Genomic DNA, 20,284 nt, shown 5'->3' on the forward strand with positions numbered 1-20,284 from the left:
ACAAATACGTGAATAAGGCGGAAGAATATGAATAACTATTTTCCAATTACCAAAGAAGGGTATAAAAAGCTAAATGATGAGCTTTTTGAATTAGAAAATGTAAAATTGCCTAAAATTATAGAGGCTATACAAAAAGCTAGAGCATTAGGCGATTTATCTGAAAATGCAGAATACAAAGCTGCTAAAGAAATGCAAGGAGCTCTTGAATCAAGAAGATCTTATTTAAGAAGAAGGATTCCTGCATTAAGAATTATAGATTTTTCAAATGGATTTGATGATATAAGATTCGGAGCAACAATTACATTATGCGATTTAGATAATGATGCACAAGTATCATATCAACTTGTAGGTGAAGATGAATCTGATCCTGATTCTGGTAAAATATCTATCAAATCACCTGTAGGGCGATCTTGTTTAGGTAGATCTGAAGGTGATTGCTTTGAAGTCATAACTCCTGGCGGATCAAGAGAATACGAAGTCATTAAAATATTATACAAATAAATTACATAAATAATAAATTATTCCAGATAAAATTTTAACTTCTTAAGCGAAATTAAATAGTAATTTTTTCGCAATTCTGATGTTGCAGAAAAATGATATAATTAATATTATATTGTAAAAGAGAGTAAATTTATGACAAATCATATAGAATCAGATTTAAAAAACAGAATGGAAAAAACGATAGTCGCATTGAAAAGCAATTTATCTGGACTTAGAACTAATGTTGTGACTCCAGATTTTTTAAGTTCAATTAAAGTTGATTCTCATGGCCAAATCATGCCTATCAAGTCTGTTGCAAGCATTACAGCAAGAAATCAAGCTTTACATGTTCAAGTTTGGGATAAATCCCTTATTAGGTCTACAGAAAAAAGCATTAGAGATAGTAATCTTAATGTAAATCCTTATGTAGAAGGGGATTCTATAGTGGTAAAAATTCCTTCTTTGACACAAGAAAGAAGAAATGAAATTGTAAAAGTTGCCAAAGATTTTAAAGAAAAGGCAAAAATATCTATGAGATCAACTCGTCAGGATATTATGTCAGAATTGAAAAAAATGGAAAAAGACAAAGAAATATCTGAAGACATAAGAAAAAAATCTGAAAAAAGCTTCGATGAAATTGTAAAAAAATACACTGCTAAAGTTGATGAAATTGTTAGTCAAAAAGAAAAAGAAATACTAAACTAATTTCTTTTCAATAATTTGAACAATCAATTTAATTATATTTTTAATACCTCTGTCTCTCTTATCACTTAATGATGATTTATTTATCAAATTACACATGGAGTAATCAAATTTTGCAATTTATTTTCATAATGTTATAAGAGCCTTAATGAAATGTAAAATTATCCAATTGCTTTCCATAATATGCGCTGCAAATATAAGATCCAGCAAAGATCTATTCTATAAATACATGATTAAAGTGGATTCTTATAGTTCTAATTATCTGAAAAAGGTTAAAACTGAAGCAGGATATGAAAGATATTTATCACAAAAAGTAAAAAAGAAGCATTAACATTATATTGCGCTTATCAAATTAAAAAAAATAAGCCAAATGCATCTCATTTTGTAAGAGATTATAATCAATTTCAAAAAAATAAGGCAAATAACTTTCTATATACACTTTGCATGGGAGATAAGAATGTTTTAAATAGATTGAATAAAGTTGCTATATGCAGATGGGACCCCTAAGTATATTCCAGATAATTTGTTTGATAATTTGCATAACTTGAGAGAGCTTAATATCTCAAACAATGAATTGACCAAACTGCCTATTTGTCTAGGGAGCTTGAAGAATCTAACAAAGCTTAGCATTTGTGATAATAGATTGGTCACATTGCCTGGCTTCCTAGGAGATTTGAGCAATTTAGTAAATCTTTCTGTATCATACAATAGATTGACTGCATTGCCAAATAGGATTGGAGATTTGAGCAATTTAACAATGCTTGATTTAGGGAATAATAAATTAACCTTATTGCCAGCTTGGATTGGAGATTTGAGCAATTTAACAGAACTTTATATACAAAATAATTGCTTAACCTGCTTACCAGAAGATGTATGCGATTTAGATTTATCATTAGGGAGTTTTTGTTATTCAAGCAATAATGTTAATATAATCTCTAATTCTGATTCATGCGTTCAAGAATGGATTGATAGTGGACTAGAAGCCTTAGAATGGGATGAAGAGGAAGAAGAATATGAAGAAGGACGCTATGAAGAGCAAAGAGTGGAATACACATGCGATCCATATTTAACAACATTAGAAGCAAGCGATCAAAATCAAAGCTATATCGATATAATTAATGTGAATGCTTGGGCAAGAGAATATCCTAATTATAATTCGCTTAGTTTATGCCGCAATAATTTAATGAAACTGCCTAATTGGATAGGGTCGCTTTATAATTTGACATCACTTGATATATCAGATAATCAATTAAAAACACTTCCAAAAGAAGTTGAAACGTTAAAATATTTACATTACTTAACTTGAACGACAATCAACTAACTGTATTGCCAAAAGAAATGAGAAAGCCGAAAAATTTAGAGAAACTATTTTTAAAAGATAATCAATTAAGGTCATTTCCAACTTGGATTGGAGATTTAAGAAGTTTGGCATTACTTAATATATCGTATAATCATTTAGATGCGCTACCATTTGGGATTGGGGATTTAAGAAACTTAGAAGCACTTGATGTGTCATATAATAAATTAACCATATTGCCAAAGGAAATGGCATATCTATATAATTTAAAATATCTTGACATGCAAAACAATTACATAACCTTTTTGCCAAATTGCATTAAGGAATTGAAAAATTTGACAGGACTTTATATATCTAATAATCAATTGACTTCACTGCCAGATTGGATTGGAAATCTGGAAAGATTAGAAGAGCTTGATGTATCTAATAATAAATTAACTGCGCTACCAGAAGGAATTTGCAATTTATCATTAAAAGAATTTAATTATTCAAACAATGCTATTAATTTAGAATTTTCTTCTATGAATATGAAAACATGGATGCAATATGAAGGAAAATACACTATTTCTTACATTGTATCCGCACAAGATCGAGAGCGAGCAATAGAAAAACAAAAACAAAAACAAATGAAAGTATTGGAAGAAGAGCAAAAACGACAAATAGAAGAAAGAATCCATGCAGAAAGAATCCATGCAGATGCAGAAAAAAAATAAAAGCTTATTCAAGAAGGTATTTAATATTTCTGCTAGTCAATCAGATATAAATAAAAGCGCTAAAAGATACTTTGAACAAAATAAAGATCTTTTTTAATCAATAAATTTATATTTAATGTATTTTTTGTTCCACATGGAACAAAAGCTTAATATTATATCTTATTTAGAGAAAATCTACTCTCTAGCTCTTTTGCAATTTTGCAGCTTTAGTCATTTTACATTTTCTGTAAACTGTATATAAAAGTTGAAAGGTCATCAAAAATAGGAATTCTACTAACGTTTATTTTCAATTTTTTCAAGGTATTGCTATTATATAAGTTTTGTTTAATTCATTGCATTGAATAGCTTTATGCATTAAGGTTGATTGGTTGTTTGGATTTTATTTATGAAGATTTTAGGATTAGATGTTGGATTGTGTAAAACTGGATGGGGATTGATCAAAAAAGGGAAAAAACTTCAATGTGTGGATTATGGACTTATAAAGCCAAATCCTAAGCTCCCATTAGAACAAAGATTGGCTCTTTTATGGTCAAATACAATGAATATTATCCATACTCACAATCCAGAAAACATAGCTATAGAGCAAACTTTCTTTGGCCTAAATGCATCTTCTGGAATTAGATTAGGAGCTGCATATGGAGCTATTATATCTGCTGCTGGTTTAGCAAAAGTCCCTGTTACATCATATCCTACGACAGTAATTAAGCAAAAAGTAGCTGGAAAAGGCAATGCAACTAAAGAAGATGTCATGAGTTTTGTTTGTAAAATTTTAAAAACTGAAATAGACCAAGAAGATATTTCTGACGCGCTTGCAACTGCTATATGTCATTTACAAAAAATAGAAAATAATTCGCAAGAAATTGCATAGAATTTGTTAGAGATGCAAGGATTTAAAATATAGATATCTAATGGAAGCATTATAGATGTAGAAATTTAAAGATTTAAAATATAGATATCTAATGGAAGCATTATAGATGTAGAAATTTAAAATTCAAATAATATCACAACTTCACTTTAACTTGCCCTGCAAAGGATATGCTAATTACTCCACCCCAAATGCAAAATGCTTTAGATTGATCATTCAATGCTGGAATCTCTCCAATTAATACATCTGGCTTTCCAGTCACCCATGGAGCAACAACTGCAGGCACACATGGAGCCTGAGTAACAGTTCCTAAACTTGCTATGATAACAGCTTGTACAGCTGGATTTGCAGGAGATGTGCACATGACAAACGGATGAATATTTGCGATTGGAATATTATCTGCAATTGTTGCTGCTGGCTGCCCACAGGCATTAACTCTTTTTGCTGGCAAGATCATTAAATCAGATTGAACTGTTCCAAATGTACAATTCGCACAAGCTCCATTACATACTAGATTCATTGTATATTTTTTGAATCATAATGATTAATTTTTGATTAAACTTTTATCTTCAATTACTTTGCTATTTTGCTCTATTCGCTCCATTATCTTAATATTTTTAAGATCTTAACTCAATTTATCTTTTTTATTATTCGCTACATTTATTAAATTTAGAGCCGTTATCTTGAATAGCAATTCATTTCATCCAGTTTAGATTCGCTTTTTTATATATCAACTCCACTTGCCCTTCTCGCTTTGCTCAACTTAACTTCTATTTCTCGTTTCTCTCAAAATCTTGCTCTTCTCGCTTTGGTCTGCTTATTAAATCTCAATTCAATGAAGTTTCAAATATAGAGCTTACAAATATTACAGATGGAGCTCTTTTGTGAATAATGCATTGTGTGTGAATTCTACTTACTGCATTGTATATTTCATCATAAGATCTTTTCACTCGTTTAATAATAAATTGCAAAACATCATTATGTGCATCAAGTCCAAAATCTCTAAACAATTTATGCATTATCGCAATGCAAATTTCATTATCTGGATTAGGTATTTGCATGTGAGTAATTACATTGAATCTTGACCTAATATCTGGAATTAGATTATCAATAAAATTCAAATCCTCAATAAGCCATAAAATATTACCATTAGATTGAGATGAATTAAACAAAATATTAAAAATTTTCTCTTCCGAAAATCTATTCACATTATCTATAATTATATTTTTTGAGTAATCTATATTGCTGCATTCAGGATCCAAGAAAAAACCTCCAGAAATTTCTTTCCAAATATTCGCTAAATGGGTTTTTCCAGATTTTTTAGGGCCCACTAAAATAGTTTGGCCATTCCATAAATTATCATTTTCAATCCAATTTATTATAAATCTATTTGTTTTATTGGTAAAAAAATTAGCTTTAGAAGAGCTCTCGCTCCAATTAAAATTTAAGATCATTTTTTCTTATTCAAGACCATTTCCTTTTAATTATTCCGGTCCTCCATACTGCTGCAAAAATCACAGATAGCGGCAATGTTAATATAATACCGCTAATTCCAAGTAATTTTCCAAAAATTAACAACAGTATAAATAAAAATAAAGGATGTATTCCCGCTTTTCTTCCTATAAATAATTGAACCATAAAAACATTTTCCAATACAAATCCAAGGCTTAAAATAGCAAATGAATATATCATAAATTCTGAGAAAAATGGTTGATAACCAGATAAAATACTAAACATAATGATAAATGAAATCATGTCTCCAATATATGGAATTATTGATAAAATACTAAATAAACAAGACAGTAAAAAGGCAAATGGCATATTGATATAACTTAATGCCATAAAGTAATATGCAAATAAAGTTAATGTAACTAACATTTGTCCATAAATCCATATTTTCAATGAATGCATAATGTCTTCGAAAAGTATATTTGCCGTACTTTTATATTGCTCTGGAACAATGCTAAGAAATCTTGGCCTCCATAGCTCCCAATCTTTCAACATATAAAAACACATCATAATGACAGAAATAAATTGTAAGACTAAATTTACCAAATCATAACCATATCCAGATGCAACAACAACAGCTTTTTGCAAACTATCTTTACTAAGAAGCATATTGCTTAAGGGTTGTTGGCCATAATCATCCAAAATATGCGCATATTTATCAATGACTAATCTATATACTAATTGAAGAAATTTAAATAATTCAATTGCCTGCATGTAAAGTTTTGGTACTGAATAAATTAATAACAATACCAATAAAATAGCAGCAATAAACACAGATAATAAAGCAGATAAAAATCTAGAAAATCCTATTTTCACTAATTTTTCATAAATTGGAGACAGAACATATGCAAGAAGAAAAGAAGAGAAAACAAGGGTTATAATATCTAAAAAATAAAATGCAATTCCAGTTGCAATAATGTTCATTTAATCAGCCTTCTGCAATAATCTAATATATTGAAAATCATAAATACTATGCATATCAAATACATTCTCCTCATGCAGAGTTGGCAATCTTCATATAAAGATAAAATTATTGTTGATCCAATTATAACAGCAGTCAATTTTCCAGACCAACTTGCTTTGAAATTATTAATTCCATTTATAAACATAAATATAAATGCACTGAAAAACATCATATCTCTTGCTATGCATACAAATAAGAACCATTTAGGAATAATGCTGCTCAAATACAAGCGAGATAAAATCAACATCCAGAATATTTTGTCTGATATTGGATCAATTATTTCCCCTAATCTTGAACATAGTCCAAATTGCCTAGCTATAAATCCATCCAACACATCGCTAAATGCTCCAATGAACAAAAATATAACCGCATAACTTTCTGGGTATAAGCAAAAAAAAGATATTCCAAAGAAAATTCTAGAAATGCTTATTAAATTTGGTATTGCCATAATTGGCATGAATACCATTAGCAAATTTCCAGATCAGAAAAGAAGAAAGAGATTTCTCTGTTAGCGCTTTCTTCTGAATCTGAACCATGCACAGCATTGTTGTCGATAGAATCTCCATACATTTTTCTGATTGTTCCGTTATCAGACTCTGATGGATTTGTAGCTCCCATTAGATCTCTATTTGCTTTAATTGAATTTTCTCTTTCCAAAACTTGAACAATTACAGGTCCAGAACACATAAAATCACATAAATCCCCATAAAACGGTCTTGCAGAATGCTCTTTATAGAATTCTTCAGCTTGTTTTTTAGACAAATGAATCTTCTTCATTGCAACTATATTGAATCCATTGGACTCGAACATGCTTATAATATTTCCAGACACGCCTTTTTTAACTGCGTCAGGCTTAATAATAGATAAAGTTTTTAAAATCATAATAAAATTCTATCGTGTTCCTAAAATTAATTCAATTCAATTGAAACATTTCCTATATTGAAATGCTAAAAACTCATTATAAATTATTTTATATTTCAAACATTACTGGAACATGATCGCTTGGTCTTTCCATTTTTCTGTAATGCTGCAAAGTTTTCAGTTTCCCTGAAACATTTTTAGATAATATATAATCTATTCTCAAGCCTTCATTAGGCCTTCTATAATCCCACCAAGTAAAATCATTTTTTCCATCAGATATTTCATGGCAATCATCAAATTCAGCATCAAACACTTTTTGCATTCCATTTCTAACTTCATCTGTGCATAATACACTTCCAATCCATTTTGCAGGAGTTTGCATATCATCATCAGACATTGCAACATTGAAATCCCCTCCTATAATTGCACTTTCTTCGCCCTTCCATCTCGATGCAATAGATCCTAAAAATTCTTGCTTGTACTTATATGCTTCATCAGACTTATTTCCACATGGAACATATGCAGAAACTACATAATGTCCATTTGTAAATCCTTCAATATATCTTGCTTCTGTAGAATCATCTAAATCCCATTTCACATTCTCTATAGGATATTTTGAAATAATAGCAACTCCATTATAAGTTTTTTGACCATGTATAGCTAAATGATAATTATGAGATTCAAAAAAATCTTTTGGGAAAAATTCATTCATGCACTTCGTCTCTTGCAGCAATATAACATCAGGATTTTCTTCTGCAATTAATTGCTCTATTAATGGCAACCTCACCCTTACAGAATTAACATTCCATGTAACAATTTTCATATTTATCATATTATCACGTTCTTTAATTTAGTAGTAACAGCTCTCAAAAAAGATATCGCCATAAATATTAGAAATTTGTCAAGAAATTGTATTGATTTTGGAGCGCTGGATTAGTATGATGTTTATGTTGGGGTATAGCCAAGCGGTAAGGCATCGGGTTTTGGTCTCGTGATCCTAGGTTCGAATCCTAGTACCCCAGCAATTTTCAAATATCATTATATTTCAGCAAAGATAAAATATCATTAGATTTCAATAAAACAAATAAATTATATAAATATTGCCCATTTTGCAGCTATGAATCGAAAAACGCTTCTCTCTTTCGTTCTTGCTTCGCTATGAATCGAAAATCGCTTCTCTCTTTCGTTCTTGCTTCGCTATGAATCGAAAATCGCTTCTCTCTTTCGTTCTTGCTTCGCTATGAATCGAAAATCGCTTCTCTCTTTCGTTCTTGCTTCGCTATGAATCGAAAATCGCTTCTCTCTTTCGTTCTTGCTTCGCTATGAATCGAAAATCGCTTCTCTCTTTCGTTCTTGCTTCGCTATGAATCGAAAATCGCTTCTCTCTTTCGTTCTTGCTTCGCTATGAATCGAAATTCGTTTCTCTCTTTCGTTCTTGCTTATCTCATAATTATCATCAACCATTTAATTGCAAAATCACCTATAATACGATTATGAATATTATAGTTCTAGATACGGAAACCACTGGATTAAGCAGATCAACAGATAGGATCGTAGAAATAGGATGCATAGAATTAAATAATTTTGAATATACTGGAAGAAAATTACACTTGTATATCAATCCGGAACAAGAAATGGGAGAAGAAGTACAAAAAATTCATGGAATAACTAATCAATTCCTTAAAGATAAGCCTGTCTTTAAAGATGTATATGAACAATTTCTAGACTTTGTAAAAGACTCAACTATAGTTGCTCATAATGCAAAATTTGATATGGGATTCCTAAACGCTGAGCTTTCAAGGCAAAAGCAAGAAAATTTAAGTAATAAAGTTGTAGATACTTTAGCTGTAGCGAGAAAAATGTTTCCAGGATCTCCTGCAAACTTAAATGCATTAGCTAAAAGATTCAATATTTCACTTCATGAAAGAACATTGCATGGAGCGCTGATTGATGCAAAAATATTGTCGAAAGTATATGTATCTCTTTATGCGCCAAAGCAACAGTCTCTTTTTGTTGAAGAAAAGAAAATAAAAACTGTATCTGGGAAAATTGAAAGATCTGAGAGCAAATTAACTGTTTCTGAAGAAGAAATGGATGCGCATAATAGTATTATGGATCAATTGAGGCAGAAATGAATAATGATTGCAATATAGCTGATGATGAAAAAAATAATGCAATTGATAATGCAAAAAACCATGTAATTGATAATGCAGTTTTTATAGATAATAAAGTTGATTTAGATAACTTTATAATCACGCTTGAAGCTCCAGAAATAATATATTTTGACACTGAATTTCATCGCAGAAACACTTATTGGTCTACATTATGCTTAATACAATTAAAAATAAATAATAAAATTGCCATTATTGATGCTCAAAAAGTAGAAATAAAAAATACTCTTATAGCAGAAATGTTTGCAAATTCTGAAATTCTTAAAGTATGCCACGCATGCGAACAAGATTTAAACGTTCTTAAACATGCTGAAATTAGCATAGAAAATTGCTTTGACACTCAAATAGCAGCTTCATTTTGTCAATTAGGACACAATATGTCATATCAAAATCTTACAAAGCAAATTGTAGATGTAGAATTAGAAAAAAAATACCAAGATGCAATATGGAATGTTAGGCCACTTACAAAAGAAATGCTCGAATATGCAAAATATGATGTGATGTATCTTGATGTTATATTTAAATCATTATCATGTAAATTAAAAAATACAAATAGATATGAATGGGTTAAAGAAGAAGTATCAAATATTAAATATAACCCAAAGAAAAAATCTATGATTCATTTGTGGAGAGATAAATTAGCACAGAAAAAAAATATTCCACCTGGATGGATCCTGAACAATAAAATTCTTCATTCAATATCATGTGAAACAGATAGAAATAAAATAAAATCTATGATTCCAGATAAATTGCAAATATACTTGCAGGATATAATGGATATTTTAAATTCCAGCACAAAACAAAAAGATAACATTGATGCTAATTTGCAAAATGCGCTACATATATTAATTAAAATTATTGCTGAAAATGAGAATATTCCTGCAAGCTGGCTTTGTAGCTCTGAGCAAGTAAGATTTATATGCGCAAATGGAAAATTACAATATAAATATGGATGGAGATATGAAATGCTAAATCAATCGATAAATGATTTCTTAAATGACAAAATTAGCATATCATGCAAAAATAACAAAATGCATATTAAAAATAAGTAATCCATAATTTTCTAAATTTATTAATTTATATAAAATTTATGATTTATGCCATGAAATTAATTAATATAATTCAAATCATCAAAATAAAGAGATAATCCAAAATGGAGAAACGATATTGTTCCACATGGAACAGTAAATTTACAATTGTTTTTTGCTGATAAGTGTTCCACATGGAACAATGAATCCCTCAATGCATTCTTCAGAAAATGCTCCACATGGAACATATCTTGTCACATTAATAATTTCATAAACTTTCATTTTTATAAGATATTTTACAAAAGCTAATAAATCATTCAACATTCTTAATGCCTTTGTTCCACATAGAACATTTGTTAATTGCTATATTTGATAAGTGTAATTATATATTAGAGCAATTATGCCAAACATTTTGAACATCATCATGATCTTCCATTATATCAATGAAATTTTTCACTTTTTCTATATCTTCAGCATCAATTTTACTTGTTGTCTTGTATGCTGATTCACAAATAATTTCACTAAATTTGCTTTCAAGCGCATTCTGAATGTTAAATAAATCTGAGAAATTAGCAATTACATTAATTCCATCATCTTCATAAATATCATCAATATCAAAATCTGCAAGCAATTCCAATACATCATCTTCACTAACTTTCTCATCATTTGTGCTTTTAATATTTGCCAATGCGATATGCTCAAACATAAATGATAAATCATTAAGTCCAGATCCATATTTATTAAATAAAACTTTTAATTCTGTAAATGTTCTATTGCTATTATCTGTAATTCCTTCAATAAGAAATGCTATTTTCCCAGGCCCATATCCTGTATATTTTACTTCTATATCGGCATTCTTATCAGCAGCTTTATTGATAGCATTTTTAATATTATCTTTGGGCATATTAGCCCTTCTTGCTGCCTCTAATGCCGTTCTAAGAGAAGGATTCATCTTAGGGTCAGTCCCATTCCGAGCTGCTATAGTAAGAATTTTTCCTATTTTTGTAAAAACTTTAGCTCTTTTTGAGTCTTGTCTTTCTTTTCTATGTTTAATATTATGAAATTTCGAATGACCAGCCATGATTTCATTCTATCATTTTATAAAATTGCAATCTATTGCCTGGAACCAAACAAGCATTAACGAATTATCAAGCAAAATCTGCGCAATAATTCAACGGATTATCTGTATATTCGCTAGTGTATTGAGGTTGATCTGACTCCTCGCTTAAAGCTCTATTTAGATTCTGTAAGTAATCAGGAACAGAAGGATTTGGCAATCTTGGAGAAGCAACTGATTCAGTCAACTCTACATCTTCATAAATCTCTTCTTCTGCCCCTGTAAAGTTTAATCTTCTCGCAGCTACATCTTGCTCATAAGATGACAAAGAAAGGCAATCAATCAAATTATTCACTAAAAGATCTGCAGAATCTTCTTCAGATAACAAAGTAGGAGCACTACAAGAATCTGATGAATCACTGCATGATGAAAAACTTTCTAAAGCAGGAATACTTGATAAATCACTGGCATCACAAGACATTGGAATTAAATTAGGCATATCCAAATTTAATAATTCGCTTAATAATTCACTTGATATTTCATTATTAGGCAAATATGCATTATTTGCTGGCTTCCACTCTATTTCTTCTTCAGAAATCGGATCCAATGAATTGACTTCATTTGTTTCTTTTATCCAATTTGCGCAAGATTCAACTTTATCTAAATCTTCGCTTATTTCATTTACCATTGCTTCTGAAGTTGTATTTTTTCCTATAAATGTATATGGATTATGATTAAATAATTCATTATTTAAGTCATCATCTGTAGCGCAAATACTACTTGCCAATATTATTAATATACTATTTTTTAACATAACTATACTATAACATAAATTAATATTCAAAGTAAAGAAATAATTAAATTATTATTTAATCAATACTGAAAAATACATAATAAGTAATAGTTTATACTATTCTTTGATAATATAGAAATAGCAAATAAGTTGATTAATATAAACAAAATGAAAGAAATGGGAATTTGAAAATAAAGATAGTAAAATAGCAAATTGCTATAATATACAATACAATATGCATCATATGAAAGTAAAAATTGAGCCATACAATTCAAACTGGATTAAACAATTTGAAATCGAAGAATGTAAAATTAAATCATCATTAGGGAAAAATTTAATATCTATTCATCACATTGGATCTACAGCAATTCCAGAATTATCTGCAAAACCTATAATAGATATAATTGTAGAAATTGATAACTTAGAATTTGAGCACAAAGACTTAGAATGCTTGAATTATGAATACAGAGGTGGATTCAATTTACCTTTGAGAAAATGCTTTACTTACAGATCGTCAAAATTAAATATTAATCTTCATATTTTTGAGAAAAATAATCCAGAAATAGAGCTAAACTTATTATTTTGCGATCATTTAAAAAATAATGATAACAATAAAGAAGAATATGAAAAGTTAAAATACAAACTTATTAAAAATGCAAAATCACATCAGAAAGATAATTCAATGTTTAAAAATTATACTTTAGGAAAACATGATTTTATAAAAGAAATATTGAAAAAGACAAAATTTAATCGTTTGAGATTTGTAATATGCGCGCATTTTGAAGAATTAAATGCAGCAAAGAAATATCGTAATGAGTATATTAGAAACGATAAATATGAACTCACTTTTCATGACGAAGATCACAAGCATTTTATTTTGTATGAAGGAATTAAAATTATTGGATATTCTCATATTCAACTGAAATTTGAAAAAAGAGCTATAATGCACATAATTGTAATAGATAAGAATAATTGCACCCAATCAAATTATGATAAAAATTACATCAAAGAATTTCTATTTTTAATTGATAAATGGCTAAAACTGCAAAATTATATAAGATATGACAAATAGATTTTTCCTGAAAACTGCATTATATATTATATTTTTGAAAATGTTCCATGTGGAACAAGAGCTCAACTTTTTAATTAGATAGATAATTTTGAATATATTTTGTTTATTGTTTTGTTTATTGACCTGAATACTCAACATTGTTCTACGTGGAACAATTTGTTTTTACATCACTTGTAAAAATTTAAAATTTGTTTGCAATGCCAGTCAAAAAATACTTTATGCATTGATGCATTGCTCAATTTGCATCAATGCATTAATTTTCAAACCCAACTCAATATGAAGAACTTTACATCAAATGACCTGCGATCGATAATTTTATTTATTGATATTTTCTTCATTAATATGAAGATTTTGCATAAAATTGACAATTTTATAGACGTTTAATTATTTTATAGATATTAAATTAAGTGAGACAATATGCATTTTGCACATTTTTATTAACAAAATTTCTTTGTAAAAACACTTAGTACACATTCAAATAATTCTGAGAATTTTACATTGAAAGATTCTTTTTTCAAAACAATAACGATATTTTTCTTGATTTCTGTTTGAAATGTGCTTAAAGATAAGTCTATAGCACTTCTCATTCTTCTTCTGCATTTATTCCTAAACACAGCATTGCCTAACTTTTTACTCGTTATAATTCCTATGCACAATTGAGATTCATTATCCATATGGCGCACAGTAAAAAATTGAGTAAAGAACGGCTTACTTTTTTTAATTTCTCTAAAGATAGATTTCTTATTTAAAGCAAGATACTTTCTCACCTAAGCTGAAATCTTAATTCTACCTTTTCTTCTTCTAGCAGCTAAAATATTCCTACCGCTTTTGGAAGACATTCTTTCTCTAAATCCATGTCTTCTTTTTCTTACCAATTTACTTGGTTGATACGTACGTTTCATATCATTATTTTCGCCACTTTCAAGCAATATGTCAATAATAATTTAAAATTTATAAACAATTTTTGCATTTTAGAGAAAATTATATTGTAAAACAAACAATAAAAGAGTAAAATCCATTCTGGAGAGGTGGCCGAGAGGCTTATGGCGGCGGTTTGCTAAACCGTTATACGTTTTCAGCGTATCGAGGGTTCGAATCCCTTCCTTTCCGTGTTTAATAAAATTACAAAAAGAGGGACAGAAAAAGATTTTTGAATAAATAAATATTGAAGTTTAAGACTCCTAAAAAGGGCAGAGCCAATTAGATTCTCATAGAGATTTAGCTAAGCATTAAAATTTAAAGTGCTAAGTAAGAGAATTAAGCAAAATTAGCTTATAAACAGGTAAAATTATATTAAGATGAATTCTTTATCTTGTAGATTTTGCAAATATTTAATAGAGAGATAAAATTTAATGGGATAAATAACTGTATTCAGTATTTTCCTTTTTGTTAAAATATTATAAATATTTAAGTTTTTCGAAATTTAAATAAAGAAAGGGAAATAAAAAATGAATGAAAATGACACAGTAAATAACTCAAACTCTGGAAACGACGGAGGAAACAGAGAAAGAAGTTCAGGCGGAGATTTTAGAGGAAATCGTGAAGGCGGCGGAAGTCGCGGAGGTTTCGGCGGCGGACGTGACGGTGGAAGTCGCGGAGGTTTCGGCGGCGGACGTGACGGTGGAAGCCGTGGCGGATTCGGTGGCGGACGTGATGGCGGAAGCCGTGGCGGATTCGGTGGCGGACGTGATGGTGGAAGCCGTGGCGGATTCGGTGGCGGAAGTCGCGGAGGTTTCGGTGGCGGACGTGACGGTGGAAGCCGTGGCGGATTCGGCGGAGAAAGATCTGGCGGATTCGGTGGCGGACGTGACGGTGGAAGCCGTGGCGGATTCGGTGGCGGACGTGATGGCGGAAGCCGTGGCGGATTCGGCGGAGAAAGATCTGGCGGATTCGGTGGCGGACGTGACGGCGGAAGTCGCGGAGGTTTCGGCGGCGGACGTGACGGTGGAAGTCGCGGAGGTTTCGGTGGCGGACGTGACGGTGGAAGTCGTGGAGGTTTCGGTGGCGGAAGTCGCGGAGGCTTCGGTGGCGGACGTGATGGCGGAAGTCGTGGCGGATTCGGTGGAGAAAGATCTGGTGGATTCGGTGGCGGACGTGACGGCGGAAGTCGTGGCGGATTCGGTGGAGAAAGATCTGGTGGATTCGGTGGTGGACGTGACGGCGGAAGTCGTGGCGGATTCGGTGGCGGACGTGACGGTGGAAGTCGCGGAGGTTTCGGTGGCGGAAGTCGCGGAGGCTTCGGTGGAAGCCGTGACGGTGGAAGCCGTGGCGGATTCGGTGGCGGACGTGATGGCGGAAGTCGTGGCGGATTCGGTGGAAATCGTGATGGTGGAAACAGATTCGAAAATGAAAATTCAAACAGAGGAAACTTCAGAGATAATAACAATGAAGAAAGATTCAATAACGAAGATGCAAACGAAAATCAATTCGAGAGCAATATAGTGATTGAAGATGAATCCGAAGAAGGAATTTCAAATGAAAATCAATCTGAGAATGAAACATCCAATGAATCTGAAGAAAATTCTAACGATGAATCTAAAGAAGATGAATCCGAAGAAGACTCTAACGATGAATCTGAAGAAGATGAGTCAGAAGAAGATTCTAACGATGAGTCAGAAGAAGACGCAACAAACAAGGACTAATAATCCAAATTTCAAAGAAATGATGCAATCTGCATCGATTTTGCGATTATTTATCGCAAATAAAATTACAATAATACAATAAATATAGCCAGGATCGAGCTACTCAAGTTAAAACAAAGAATATAAATGCTCCAAGCGGAGCATGCTAAAATACTAATAAATTTACTTCATATAAAATATTTTTGAATATACAAATTAACAAGCATATCTAAACAATTATTATTTTATAAAAAATATTGATGCTCCACGTGGAACAATTTATAAGATCTTGCATTGTCTGCATTTTAAATTTTAAACATATCATTAGAAAAATTAATCTTATTGATAATAATGCGATTTATCTTAATGATAATTTTTTAATGAATTAAAGGAGATTTATATAGCAAGACTAAAAAATAAAATAGCATTAATCACAGGCGGGGACATGGAGTTAAAATAGAAACTATCTTGCTTGCTTAATTCTAAAGGAGCAACTGTTATTATAGTTGATTTGTTGGAAAATGAAGACCAAACAGTGGCAGATAGCATTAATGGGGATCTTGTACTATGTATGTTGCAAATAAATCAGAATGGGTGGATTATAAATGCAATAAAGAATAAATTTGGTTGATTGGATATTTTATTTAATAATGCTAAAATTACAGGTTTTGATGAGAATTTAGGTCAGGAAAATATTAGATTGGAAACTTGGCATCATGTGCATAAAATAAATTTAGATGACGTATTTTTGAGATGCAAATATGGAGCTTCTCTTATGAAACAGAACGGTGGATCAATTGTTAATATCATCTAGATTTTGGAGTTGTTGAAATTCCTAGGGCTAGCCGCATATACATAAAGCAAAGCAGCTGTAAGAAATCACACAAAAACTGTTGCCCTATATTGCGCAGAACAAGGTTATAAAATTCGTTGCAATTCACTTCATCCTGGAGCAATATTAACTCCAATGTGGGATTCTATGTTTGGAAATGACAAAAAATCTCGCGAAAAAATGATTAATTCAATTGCTTCTGGCGTGCCACTTGGAACTATGGGAGAGCCTAGCGATGTTGCAAATGCTGTACTTTATCTTGGTTCTGATGAATCAAAATATATAACTGGAATAGAATTAAATATTGACGGAGGAATTCTTGCAGGAAGTCAATCTGCGCCAAAAAAGAATTAGAATGAATAATAAATTGTTCCACATGGAACGCTATAATTTGTGACTATGAATTCTTAATAAACTTTTCATTTGAAATTCTTTGTATAAAATATGCATCAAAGAAATTAACATCATATCTTTCTCCATCTAATCCGCTACAGCTTCCACCTTCACACCACTTAAACCTCCACGAATTCTATAATCGAATACGCTAATGAAGTTTAATGCTTTAAATTTAGCATTTTAAACTTTTGTTCCACATGGAACACTTCTCCTTTAAATATCTTCACTAAATTTATATCAATTTTTAGCATCATTTTTACAGCATATCGTTTTATCTTATTGGATCTACTTAACAAACTTTTAGATTAAATTTAATTCCATTTTTCATTTCTTTCATTTTCGCTTAAGTTTAATTCCGTTTTTCATTTCTTTCATTCTCAGTTAATATTTAGATTTAATTTTCCATTCAGAAGAATGTTTTCTATTCAGAAGAATTGCTAAACAAGCTTAATCCTGCACATACAGCTGTTTCTGCTCTTAATATATTATGGTGCAAAGAAATCTTTTTATATTTATTTAAAGCATTTAGTTCATTATCTGACCATCCGCCTTCAGGCCCAATAAGCATTCCATCTCCATTCCAGAAATCTTTTTTATTATTTTGAGAAGAATCTGCTACAACCCATTCTATATCTGGCAAATCAATTAATTTAATATTTTCATGTATTTTAGGAACTCCAATTCTTCCACATTGCTCAGCTGCCTCTATTGCAATTTTATTTAATCGCCTTGAATCAATATATTTGCGATTTACTCTATCAGTAATTAATAAATATATTTCATCAACATCAAGCTCAACAGCTTTCTCTATTGCTACTTCTAGTTTATTTTTCCTTATATAGCCAATGCCTAGCTTTGGTCTTTTTCGCATAACAGTAGATAGATTTTCTATTATTTCAATATTTGGAAATAATATTTTTGCTTTAAATGCATTTTTATTATCGAAAATTTCAATAATATCTTCATCATTACATCTCATCACATTTTTAAGATAATGTAATTGCTTGTCATCAAGAGTCAATGTACTTGAATAAATGCTTTCTATATATATTCTTATCATACTCTGATTGTTCGCATATGATGTGTAGTTGTGTCAATAATCAATGACTCATTTCCCGTAACATTTTGATCATCTTCAATTCCCATAGCATCAATTGTAATTTCACTAAATTTAGAAGCATTGTCATGAGATGAAATATTTGCACTTGTCATGCATAGTGGCATTTTTACTTCATTTAAAATTTCTTGAAAAACTCTATTCTCTGGCACTCTAATTCCTATTTTTCCAGTGAATTTTGATCTGGAGTGAAATCCATGAGGAATGTCGCTTTTGATGATCAATGTAAAAGGGCCAGGAAATAATCTATCGCACAAATTATGAAGATTTTTTGGAATATTAAATTGATCAAGCATGTTTTTTGTTATATGCAAACTAATTGGCTTTTCTATATTTCGATTCTTTATATCAAATAATTTATCAATAGCAGTTTGAGAATCATACCTTGCTCCAATTCCGTATACTGTTTCAGTAGGCAAAATTACAATTTCATCATTCAGTATTTTTTGTATTATTTTATTTTTTATTGAATAAATCATGCGCCATTTTTCTCAAATTATCAGAAGATTCATTAGACTTAGAGCCTCCAAAAGATTTATTTGACTCAGAGCTGCTAGAAGACTCATTCAATTTATAGTTTTCAGAAATCTCATTCGATTTGGAATTTACAGCAGATTCACTTGATTCAGGCTTAACTCTAGAAATATTAATAGAATTATTGCTATTTTCTCCCACTCTTATCTTCTCTTTCATATCTTTGCTATCTTCCTCTGAATGATTGTGAATATCTTCTGAATTACTATAACTATTCTCTACATTATTATTTTGAGTAATTTGATTAGCCATGCTATTATTTCCAGATTCATACATCATTGATGCTTTAAGCAAATGTACATCGAATATCTCTTCTGGATATGGGCTCTGATGCAACTCTACAGAGCTTTGAGCCAACATATACCCTAAAGCAATATCTTGCTGAGAAGCATAATTCTCTCTTATTTGAATTAATAGCTGTCTTATTACATTTAATGAATCTGATCCTTCAGAAATGACTTTTTGCGCAATGGATTTCAACTTATTATAAGATTTTTCTCTTATGCATTTTAAAATTTGAGATAAGTTATCTTCAGATGCCAATCCAAGCATTTTTTGCATACTGCTCTCAGTTATTTTCTGTTCACATAAAAGAGAAGCTTGTTCCAAAATAGAAATAGCCTGCCTCATTGATCCATAAGATGCAAGAAAAATCATATCTATAGCATTTTTTTCAATGTCTATTCCATATTGCTTTGATAAATTCTGTATATGCAATTTCATACTTTCTTGCTTAATGCTTTCAAGTGAGATTCTAAAACATCTCGATATAATAGTTTTTGGAATTTTATCGATATCTGTTGTGGCCAACACAAATTGGGTGTAACTATTTGGCTCTTCAAGTGTTTTTAGCAACGCGCTAATTGCACTTCTAGAAAGCATGTGAACTTCATCTATAATATATATTCTCTTTTTTGCATTAACAGGCCTGTAGACAGATCCCTCAAGAAGATTTCTGATTGAATCAACGCTTGTATTACTTGCTCCATCCAACTCAAATACATCTGGATGAATATTATCAATACAATCTAAGCAATTTTTGCATACACCGCAAGGCTCATCATTTACATGATCTTTGCAACAAAACCATTGCGCTATCAATCTAGCTAAAGTAGTTTTTCCAACCCCAGCTGGACCATGCAATAAACAAACATTCCCCAATAAATCTCGCTTCAATCCATTGTGAAGTAATTTTACAGCTAACTCTTGACCAATAACATCTCTAAATTTTCTTGGCCTAGCTTGTTTTGGTAAATTACATTTCATTAAACA

At 30.8% G+C, this 20,284-nt stretch carries 25 protein-coding genes, 2 tRNA genes and 1 pseudogene; 14 read left to right on the forward strand and 14 right to left on the reverse strand.

The features are described from left to right. Positions 1–27 precede the first annotated feature (27 nt). From greA to ruvC, 6 genes are all read left to right on the forward strand, one after another. Positions 28–501: a transcription elongation factor GreA gene (gene greA / locus FZC35_RS02390; RefSeq protein ID WP_148981050.1), complete on the forward strand. Its 474-nt coding sequence runs from the start codon at positions 28–30 to the stop codon at positions 499–501. A gap of 132 nt (positions 502–633) precedes the next feature. Continuing rightward, entirely contained in the window at positions 634–1,185 is a 552-nt protein-coding gene (gene frr / locus FZC35_RS02395; protein WP_148981051.1) for a ribosome recycling factor, read from the forward strand. 145 nt (positions 1,186–1,330) lie between these two features. Further along, complete coding sequence (locus FZC35_RS02400; RefSeq protein ID WP_148981052.1) at positions 1,331–1,513, forward strand: hypothetical protein; 183 nt, start codon at positions 1,331–1,333, stop codon at positions 1,511–1,513. Between the two features lie 150 nt (positions 1,514–1,663). Further along, entirely contained in the window at positions 1,664–2,488 is an 825-nt protein-coding gene (locus tag FZC35_RS02405; RefSeq protein ID WP_148981053.1) for a leucine-rich repeat domain-containing protein, read from the forward strand. Further along, positions 2,485–3,192 carry a leucine-rich repeat domain-containing protein gene (locus FZC35_RS02410; RefSeq protein WP_148981054.1) on the forward strand — a complete coding sequence of 236 codons (708 nt, stop codon included), beginning with the start codon at positions 2,485–2,487 and terminating at the stop codon, positions 3,190–3,192. The genes FZC35_RS02405 and FZC35_RS02410 overlap by 4 nt, the downstream gene beginning before the upstream one ends. A 385-nt stretch (positions 3,193–3,577) precedes the next feature. Continuing rightward, complete coding sequence (gene ruvC, locus FZC35_RS02415; RefSeq protein WP_148981055.1) at positions 3,578–4,060, forward strand: crossover junction endodeoxyribonuclease RuvC; 483 nt, start codon at positions 3,578–3,580, stop codon at positions 4,058–4,060. A gap of 133 nt (positions 4,061–4,193) precedes the next feature. On the opposite strand, the gene FZC35_RS02420 is transcribed toward ruvC, so the two are convergent. From FZC35_RS02420 to FZC35_RS02445, 6 genes are all read right to left on the reverse strand, one after another. Next, positions 4,194–4,577, reverse strand: a complete 384-nt coding sequence (locus FZC35_RS02420) for a DUF4280 domain-containing protein (protein WP_148981056.1) — start codon at positions 4,575–4,577, stop codon at positions 4,194–4,196. Between the two features lie 307 nt (positions 4,578–4,884). Further along, positions 4,885–5,511, reverse strand: a complete 627-nt coding sequence (locus tag FZC35_RS02425; protein ID WP_148981057.1) for a P-loop NTPase family protein — start codon at positions 5,509–5,511, stop codon at positions 4,885–4,887. A gap of 10 nt (positions 5,512–5,521) precedes the next feature. Further along, positions 5,522–6,490 (reverse strand): AI-2E family transporter, encoded by a 969-nt coding sequence (locus tag FZC35_RS02430; RefSeq protein WP_148981058.1) that lies wholly within the window; start codon positions 6,488–6,490, stop codon positions 5,522–5,524. Continuing rightward, the gene (locus FZC35_RS02435; protein ID WP_148981059.1) at positions 6,487–6,996 is read right to left on the reverse strand and encodes a CDP-alcohol phosphatidyltransferase family protein; all 510 of its coding nucleotides are present in this window, start codon (positions 6,994–6,996) and stop codon (positions 6,487–6,489) included. Before FZC35_RS02435 ends, FZC35_RS02430 begins: the two co-directional genes overlap by 4 nt. Continuing rightward, positions 6,996–7,412 carry a nucleoside-diphosphate kinase gene (gene ndk / locus FZC35_RS02440; RefSeq protein ID WP_407078982.1) on the reverse strand — a complete coding sequence of 139 codons (417 nt, stop codon included), beginning with the start codon at positions 7,410–7,412 and terminating at the stop codon, positions 6,996–6,998. Before ndk ends, FZC35_RS02435 begins: the two co-directional genes overlap by 1 nt. An 88-nt stretch (positions 7,413–7,500) precedes the next feature. Next, entirely contained in the window at positions 7,501–8,214 is a 714-nt protein-coding gene (locus FZC35_RS02445; RefSeq protein ID WP_172619035.1) for an exodeoxyribonuclease III, read from the reverse strand. 128 nt (positions 8,215–8,342) lie between these two features. Here FZC35_RS02445 and FZC35_RS02450 point away from each other — a divergent pair. The 3 genes from FZC35_RS02450 to FZC35_RS02460 all read left to right on the forward strand — a co-directional run bounded on the left by FZC35_RS02450 (position 8,343) and on the right by FZC35_RS02460 (position 10,614). Continuing rightward, positions 8,343–8,413 (forward strand) — tRNA-Gln (locus FZC35_RS02450). Between the two features lie 471 nt (positions 8,414–8,884). Then, positions 8,885–9,526: a DNA polymerase III subunit epsilon gene (gene dnaQ, locus FZC35_RS02455; RefSeq protein ID WP_148981062.1), complete on the forward strand. Its 642-nt coding sequence runs from the start codon at positions 8,885–8,887 to the stop codon at positions 9,524–9,526. Then, positions 9,523–10,614: a ribonuclease D gene (locus FZC35_RS02460; protein WP_148981063.1), complete on the forward strand. Its 1,092-nt coding sequence runs from the start codon at positions 9,523–9,525 to the stop codon at positions 10,612–10,614. Before dnaQ ends, FZC35_RS02460 begins: the two co-directional genes overlap by 4 nt. 138 nt (positions 10,615–10,752) lie before the next feature. Here FZC35_RS02460 and FZC35_RS02900 read toward each other — a convergent pair whose 3' ends face one another. From FZC35_RS02900 to FZC35_RS02470, 3 genes are all read right to left on the reverse strand, one after another. Further along, positions 10,753–10,914, reverse strand: coding sequence for a hypothetical protein (locus FZC35_RS02900; RefSeq protein WP_172619036.1), 162 nt, complete (start codon positions 10,912–10,914; stop codon positions 10,753–10,755). A gap of 58 nt (positions 10,915–10,972) precedes the next feature. Continuing rightward, positions 10,973–11,671, reverse strand: coding sequence for a YebC/PmpR family DNA-binding transcriptional regulator (locus tag FZC35_RS02465; protein ID WP_148981064.1), 699 nt, complete (start codon positions 11,669–11,671; stop codon positions 10,973–10,975). 67 nt (positions 11,672–11,738) lie between these two features. Next, entirely contained in the window at positions 11,739–12,461 is a 723-nt protein-coding gene (locus tag FZC35_RS02470) for a hypothetical protein (protein WP_148981065.1), read from the reverse strand. A 223-nt stretch (positions 12,462–12,684) separates the two neighbouring features. On the opposite strand from FZC35_RS02470, the gene FZC35_RS02475 reads away from it, so the two are divergent. Next, a complete protein-coding gene (locus FZC35_RS02475) occupies positions 12,685–13,512 on the forward strand; it encodes a GrpB family protein (protein ID WP_216362644.1) in 828 nt (275 codons plus the stop codon). A gap of 437 nt (positions 13,513–13,949) precedes the next feature. Here the strand turns inward: FZC35_RS02475 and rnpA are convergent, their stop codons facing one another. Both rnpA and rpmH read right to left on the reverse strand, forming a co-directional pair. Continuing rightward, on the reverse strand, positions 13,950–14,279 hold the full coding sequence (gene rnpA / locus FZC35_RS02480) for a ribonuclease P protein component (RefSeq protein ID WP_148981067.1): 330 nt from the start codon (positions 14,277–14,279) through the stop codon (positions 13,950–13,952). After that, complete coding sequence (gene rpmH / locus FZC35_RS02485) at positions 14,280–14,414, reverse strand: 50S ribosomal protein L34 (protein WP_148981068.1); 135 nt, start codon at positions 14,412–14,414, stop codon at positions 14,280–14,282. Positions 14,415–14,534: 120 nt separating this feature from the next. Here rpmH and FZC35_RS02490 point away from each other — a divergent pair. The 4 genes and pseudogenes from FZC35_RS02490 to FZC35_RS02950 all read left to right on the forward strand — a co-directional run bounded on the left by FZC35_RS02490 (position 14,535) and on the right by FZC35_RS02950 (position 17,319). Continuing rightward, a tRNA-Ser gene (locus FZC35_RS02490) sits at positions 14,535–14,622 on the forward strand. Between the two features lie 429 nt (positions 14,623–15,051). After that, a complete protein-coding gene (locus FZC35_RS02495) occupies positions 15,052–15,954 on the forward strand; it encodes a hypothetical protein (RefSeq protein WP_148981069.1) in 903 nt (300 codons plus the stop codon). Further along, positions 15,954–16,154 (forward strand): hypothetical protein, encoded by a 201-nt coding sequence (locus FZC35_RS02925; RefSeq protein ID WP_216362645.1) that lies wholly within the window; start codon positions 15,954–15,956, stop codon positions 16,152–16,154. Before FZC35_RS02495 ends, FZC35_RS02925 begins: the two co-directional genes overlap by 1 nt. 610 nt (positions 16,155–16,764) lie before the next feature. After that, positions 16,765–17,319 (forward strand): annotated as a pseudogene (locus FZC35_RS02950) (SDR family oxidoreductase). Between the two features lie 463 nt (positions 17,320–17,782). Here the strand turns inward: FZC35_RS02950 and FZC35_RS02505 are convergent. Genes FZC35_RS02505 through dnaX form a run of 3 tightly spaced genes read right to left on the reverse strand, consistent with a single transcriptional unit; the run spans position 17,783 to position 20,278 of the window. Then, positions 17,783–18,421: a 16S rRNA (uracil(1498)-N(3))-methyltransferase gene (locus FZC35_RS02505; RefSeq protein WP_148981070.1), complete on the reverse strand. Its 639-nt coding sequence runs from the start codon at positions 18,419–18,421 to the stop codon at positions 17,783–17,785. Then, complete coding sequence (locus FZC35_RS02510) at positions 18,418–18,957, reverse strand: L-threonylcarbamoyladenylate synthase (RefSeq protein ID WP_148981071.1); 540 nt, start codon at positions 18,955–18,957, stop codon at positions 18,418–18,420. The genes FZC35_RS02505 and FZC35_RS02510 overlap by 4 nt, the downstream gene beginning before the upstream one ends. Further along, positions 18,935–20,278, reverse strand: coding sequence for a DNA polymerase III subunit gamma/tau (gene dnaX / locus FZC35_RS02515; protein ID WP_148981072.1), 1,344 nt, complete (start codon positions 20,276–20,278; stop codon positions 18,935–18,937). The genes FZC35_RS02510 and dnaX overlap by 23 nt, the downstream gene beginning before the upstream one ends. Positions 20,279–20,284 lie beyond the last annotated feature (6 nt).

Source organism: Candidatus Cytomitobacter indipagum, from assembly GCF_008189285.1.
Taxonomy (GTDB): domain Bacteria; phylum Pseudomonadota; class Alphaproteobacteria; order CAJXXZ01; family 1604HC; genus Cytomitobacter; species Cytomitobacter indipagum.

Bases quoted from the DNA above. Each gene is read 5' to 3' on its own strand.
- FZC35_RS02400 (WP_148981052.1), top strand. From the start codon at position 1,331: ATGAAATGTAAAATTATCCAATTGCTTTCCATAATATGCGCTGCAAAT.
- FZC35_RS02425 (WP_148981057.1), bottom strand. From the start codon at position 5,511: ATGATCTTAAATTTTAATTGGAGCGAGAGCTCTTCTAAAGCTAATTTT.
- ruvC (WP_148981055.1), top strand. From the start codon at position 3,578: ATGAAGATTTTAGGATTAGATGTTGGATTGTGTAAAACTGGATGGGGA.
- FZC35_RS02505 (WP_148981070.1), bottom strand. From the start codon at position 18,421: ATGATAAGAATATATATAGAAAGCATTTATTCAAGTACATTGACTCTT.
- FZC35_RS02445 (WP_172619035.1), bottom strand. From the start codon at position 8,214: ATGAAAATTGTTACATGGAATGTTAATTCTGTAAGGGTGAGGTTGCCA.
- dnaQ (WP_148981062.1), top strand. From the start codon at position 8,885: ATGAATATTATAGTTCTAGATACGGAAACCACTGGATTAAGCAGATCA.
- FZC35_RS02475 (WP_216362644.1), top strand. From the start codon at position 12,685: ATGAAAGTAAAAATTGAGCCATACAATTCAAACTGGATTAAACAATTT.
- FZC35_RS02435 (WP_148981059.1), bottom strand. From the start codon at position 6,996: ATGGTATTCATGCCAATTATGGCAATACCAAATTTAATAAGCATTTCT.
- frr (WP_148981051.1), top strand. From the start codon at position 634: ATGACAAATCATATAGAATCAGATTTAAAAAACAGAATGGAAAAAACG.
- dnaX (WP_148981072.1), bottom strand. From the start codon at position 20,278: ATGAAATGTAATTTACCAAAACAAGCTAGGCCAAGAAAATTTAGAGAT.
- FZC35_RS02510 (WP_148981071.1), bottom strand. From the start codon at position 18,957: ATGATTTATTCAATAAAAAATAAAATAATACAAAAAATACTGAATGAT.
- FZC35_RS02470 (WP_148981065.1), bottom strand. From the start codon at position 12,461: ATGTTAAAAAATAGTATATTAATAATATTGGCAAGTAGTATTTGCGCT.
- rpmH (WP_148981068.1), bottom strand. From the start codon at position 14,414: ATGAAACGTACGTATCAACCAAGTAAATTGGTAAGAAAAAGAAGACAT.
- FZC35_RS02420 (WP_148981056.1), bottom strand. From the start codon at position 4,577: ATGAATCTAGTATGTAATGGAGCTTGTGCGAATTGTACATTTGGAACA.
- FZC35_RS02460 (WP_148981063.1), top strand. From the start codon at position 9,523: ATGAATAATGATTGCAATATAGCTGATGATGAAAAAAATAATGCAATT.
- ndk (WP_407078982.1), bottom strand. From the start codon at position 7,412: ATGATTTTAAAAACTTTATCTATTATTAAGCCTGACGCAGTTAAAAAA.
- greA (WP_148981050.1), top strand. From the start codon at position 28: ATGAATAACTATTTTCCAATTACCAAAGAAGGGTATAAAAAGCTAAAT.
- FZC35_RS02900 (WP_172619036.1), bottom strand. From the start codon at position 10,914: ATGTTGAATGATTTATTAGCTTTTGTAAAATATCTTATAAAAATGAAA.
- FZC35_RS02465 (WP_148981064.1), bottom strand. From the start codon at position 11,671: ATGGCTGGTCATTCGAAATTTCATAATATTAAACATAGAAAAGAAAGA.
- FZC35_RS02430 (WP_148981058.1), bottom strand. From the start codon at position 6,490: ATGAACATTATTGCAACTGGAATTGCATTTTATTTTTTAGATATTATA.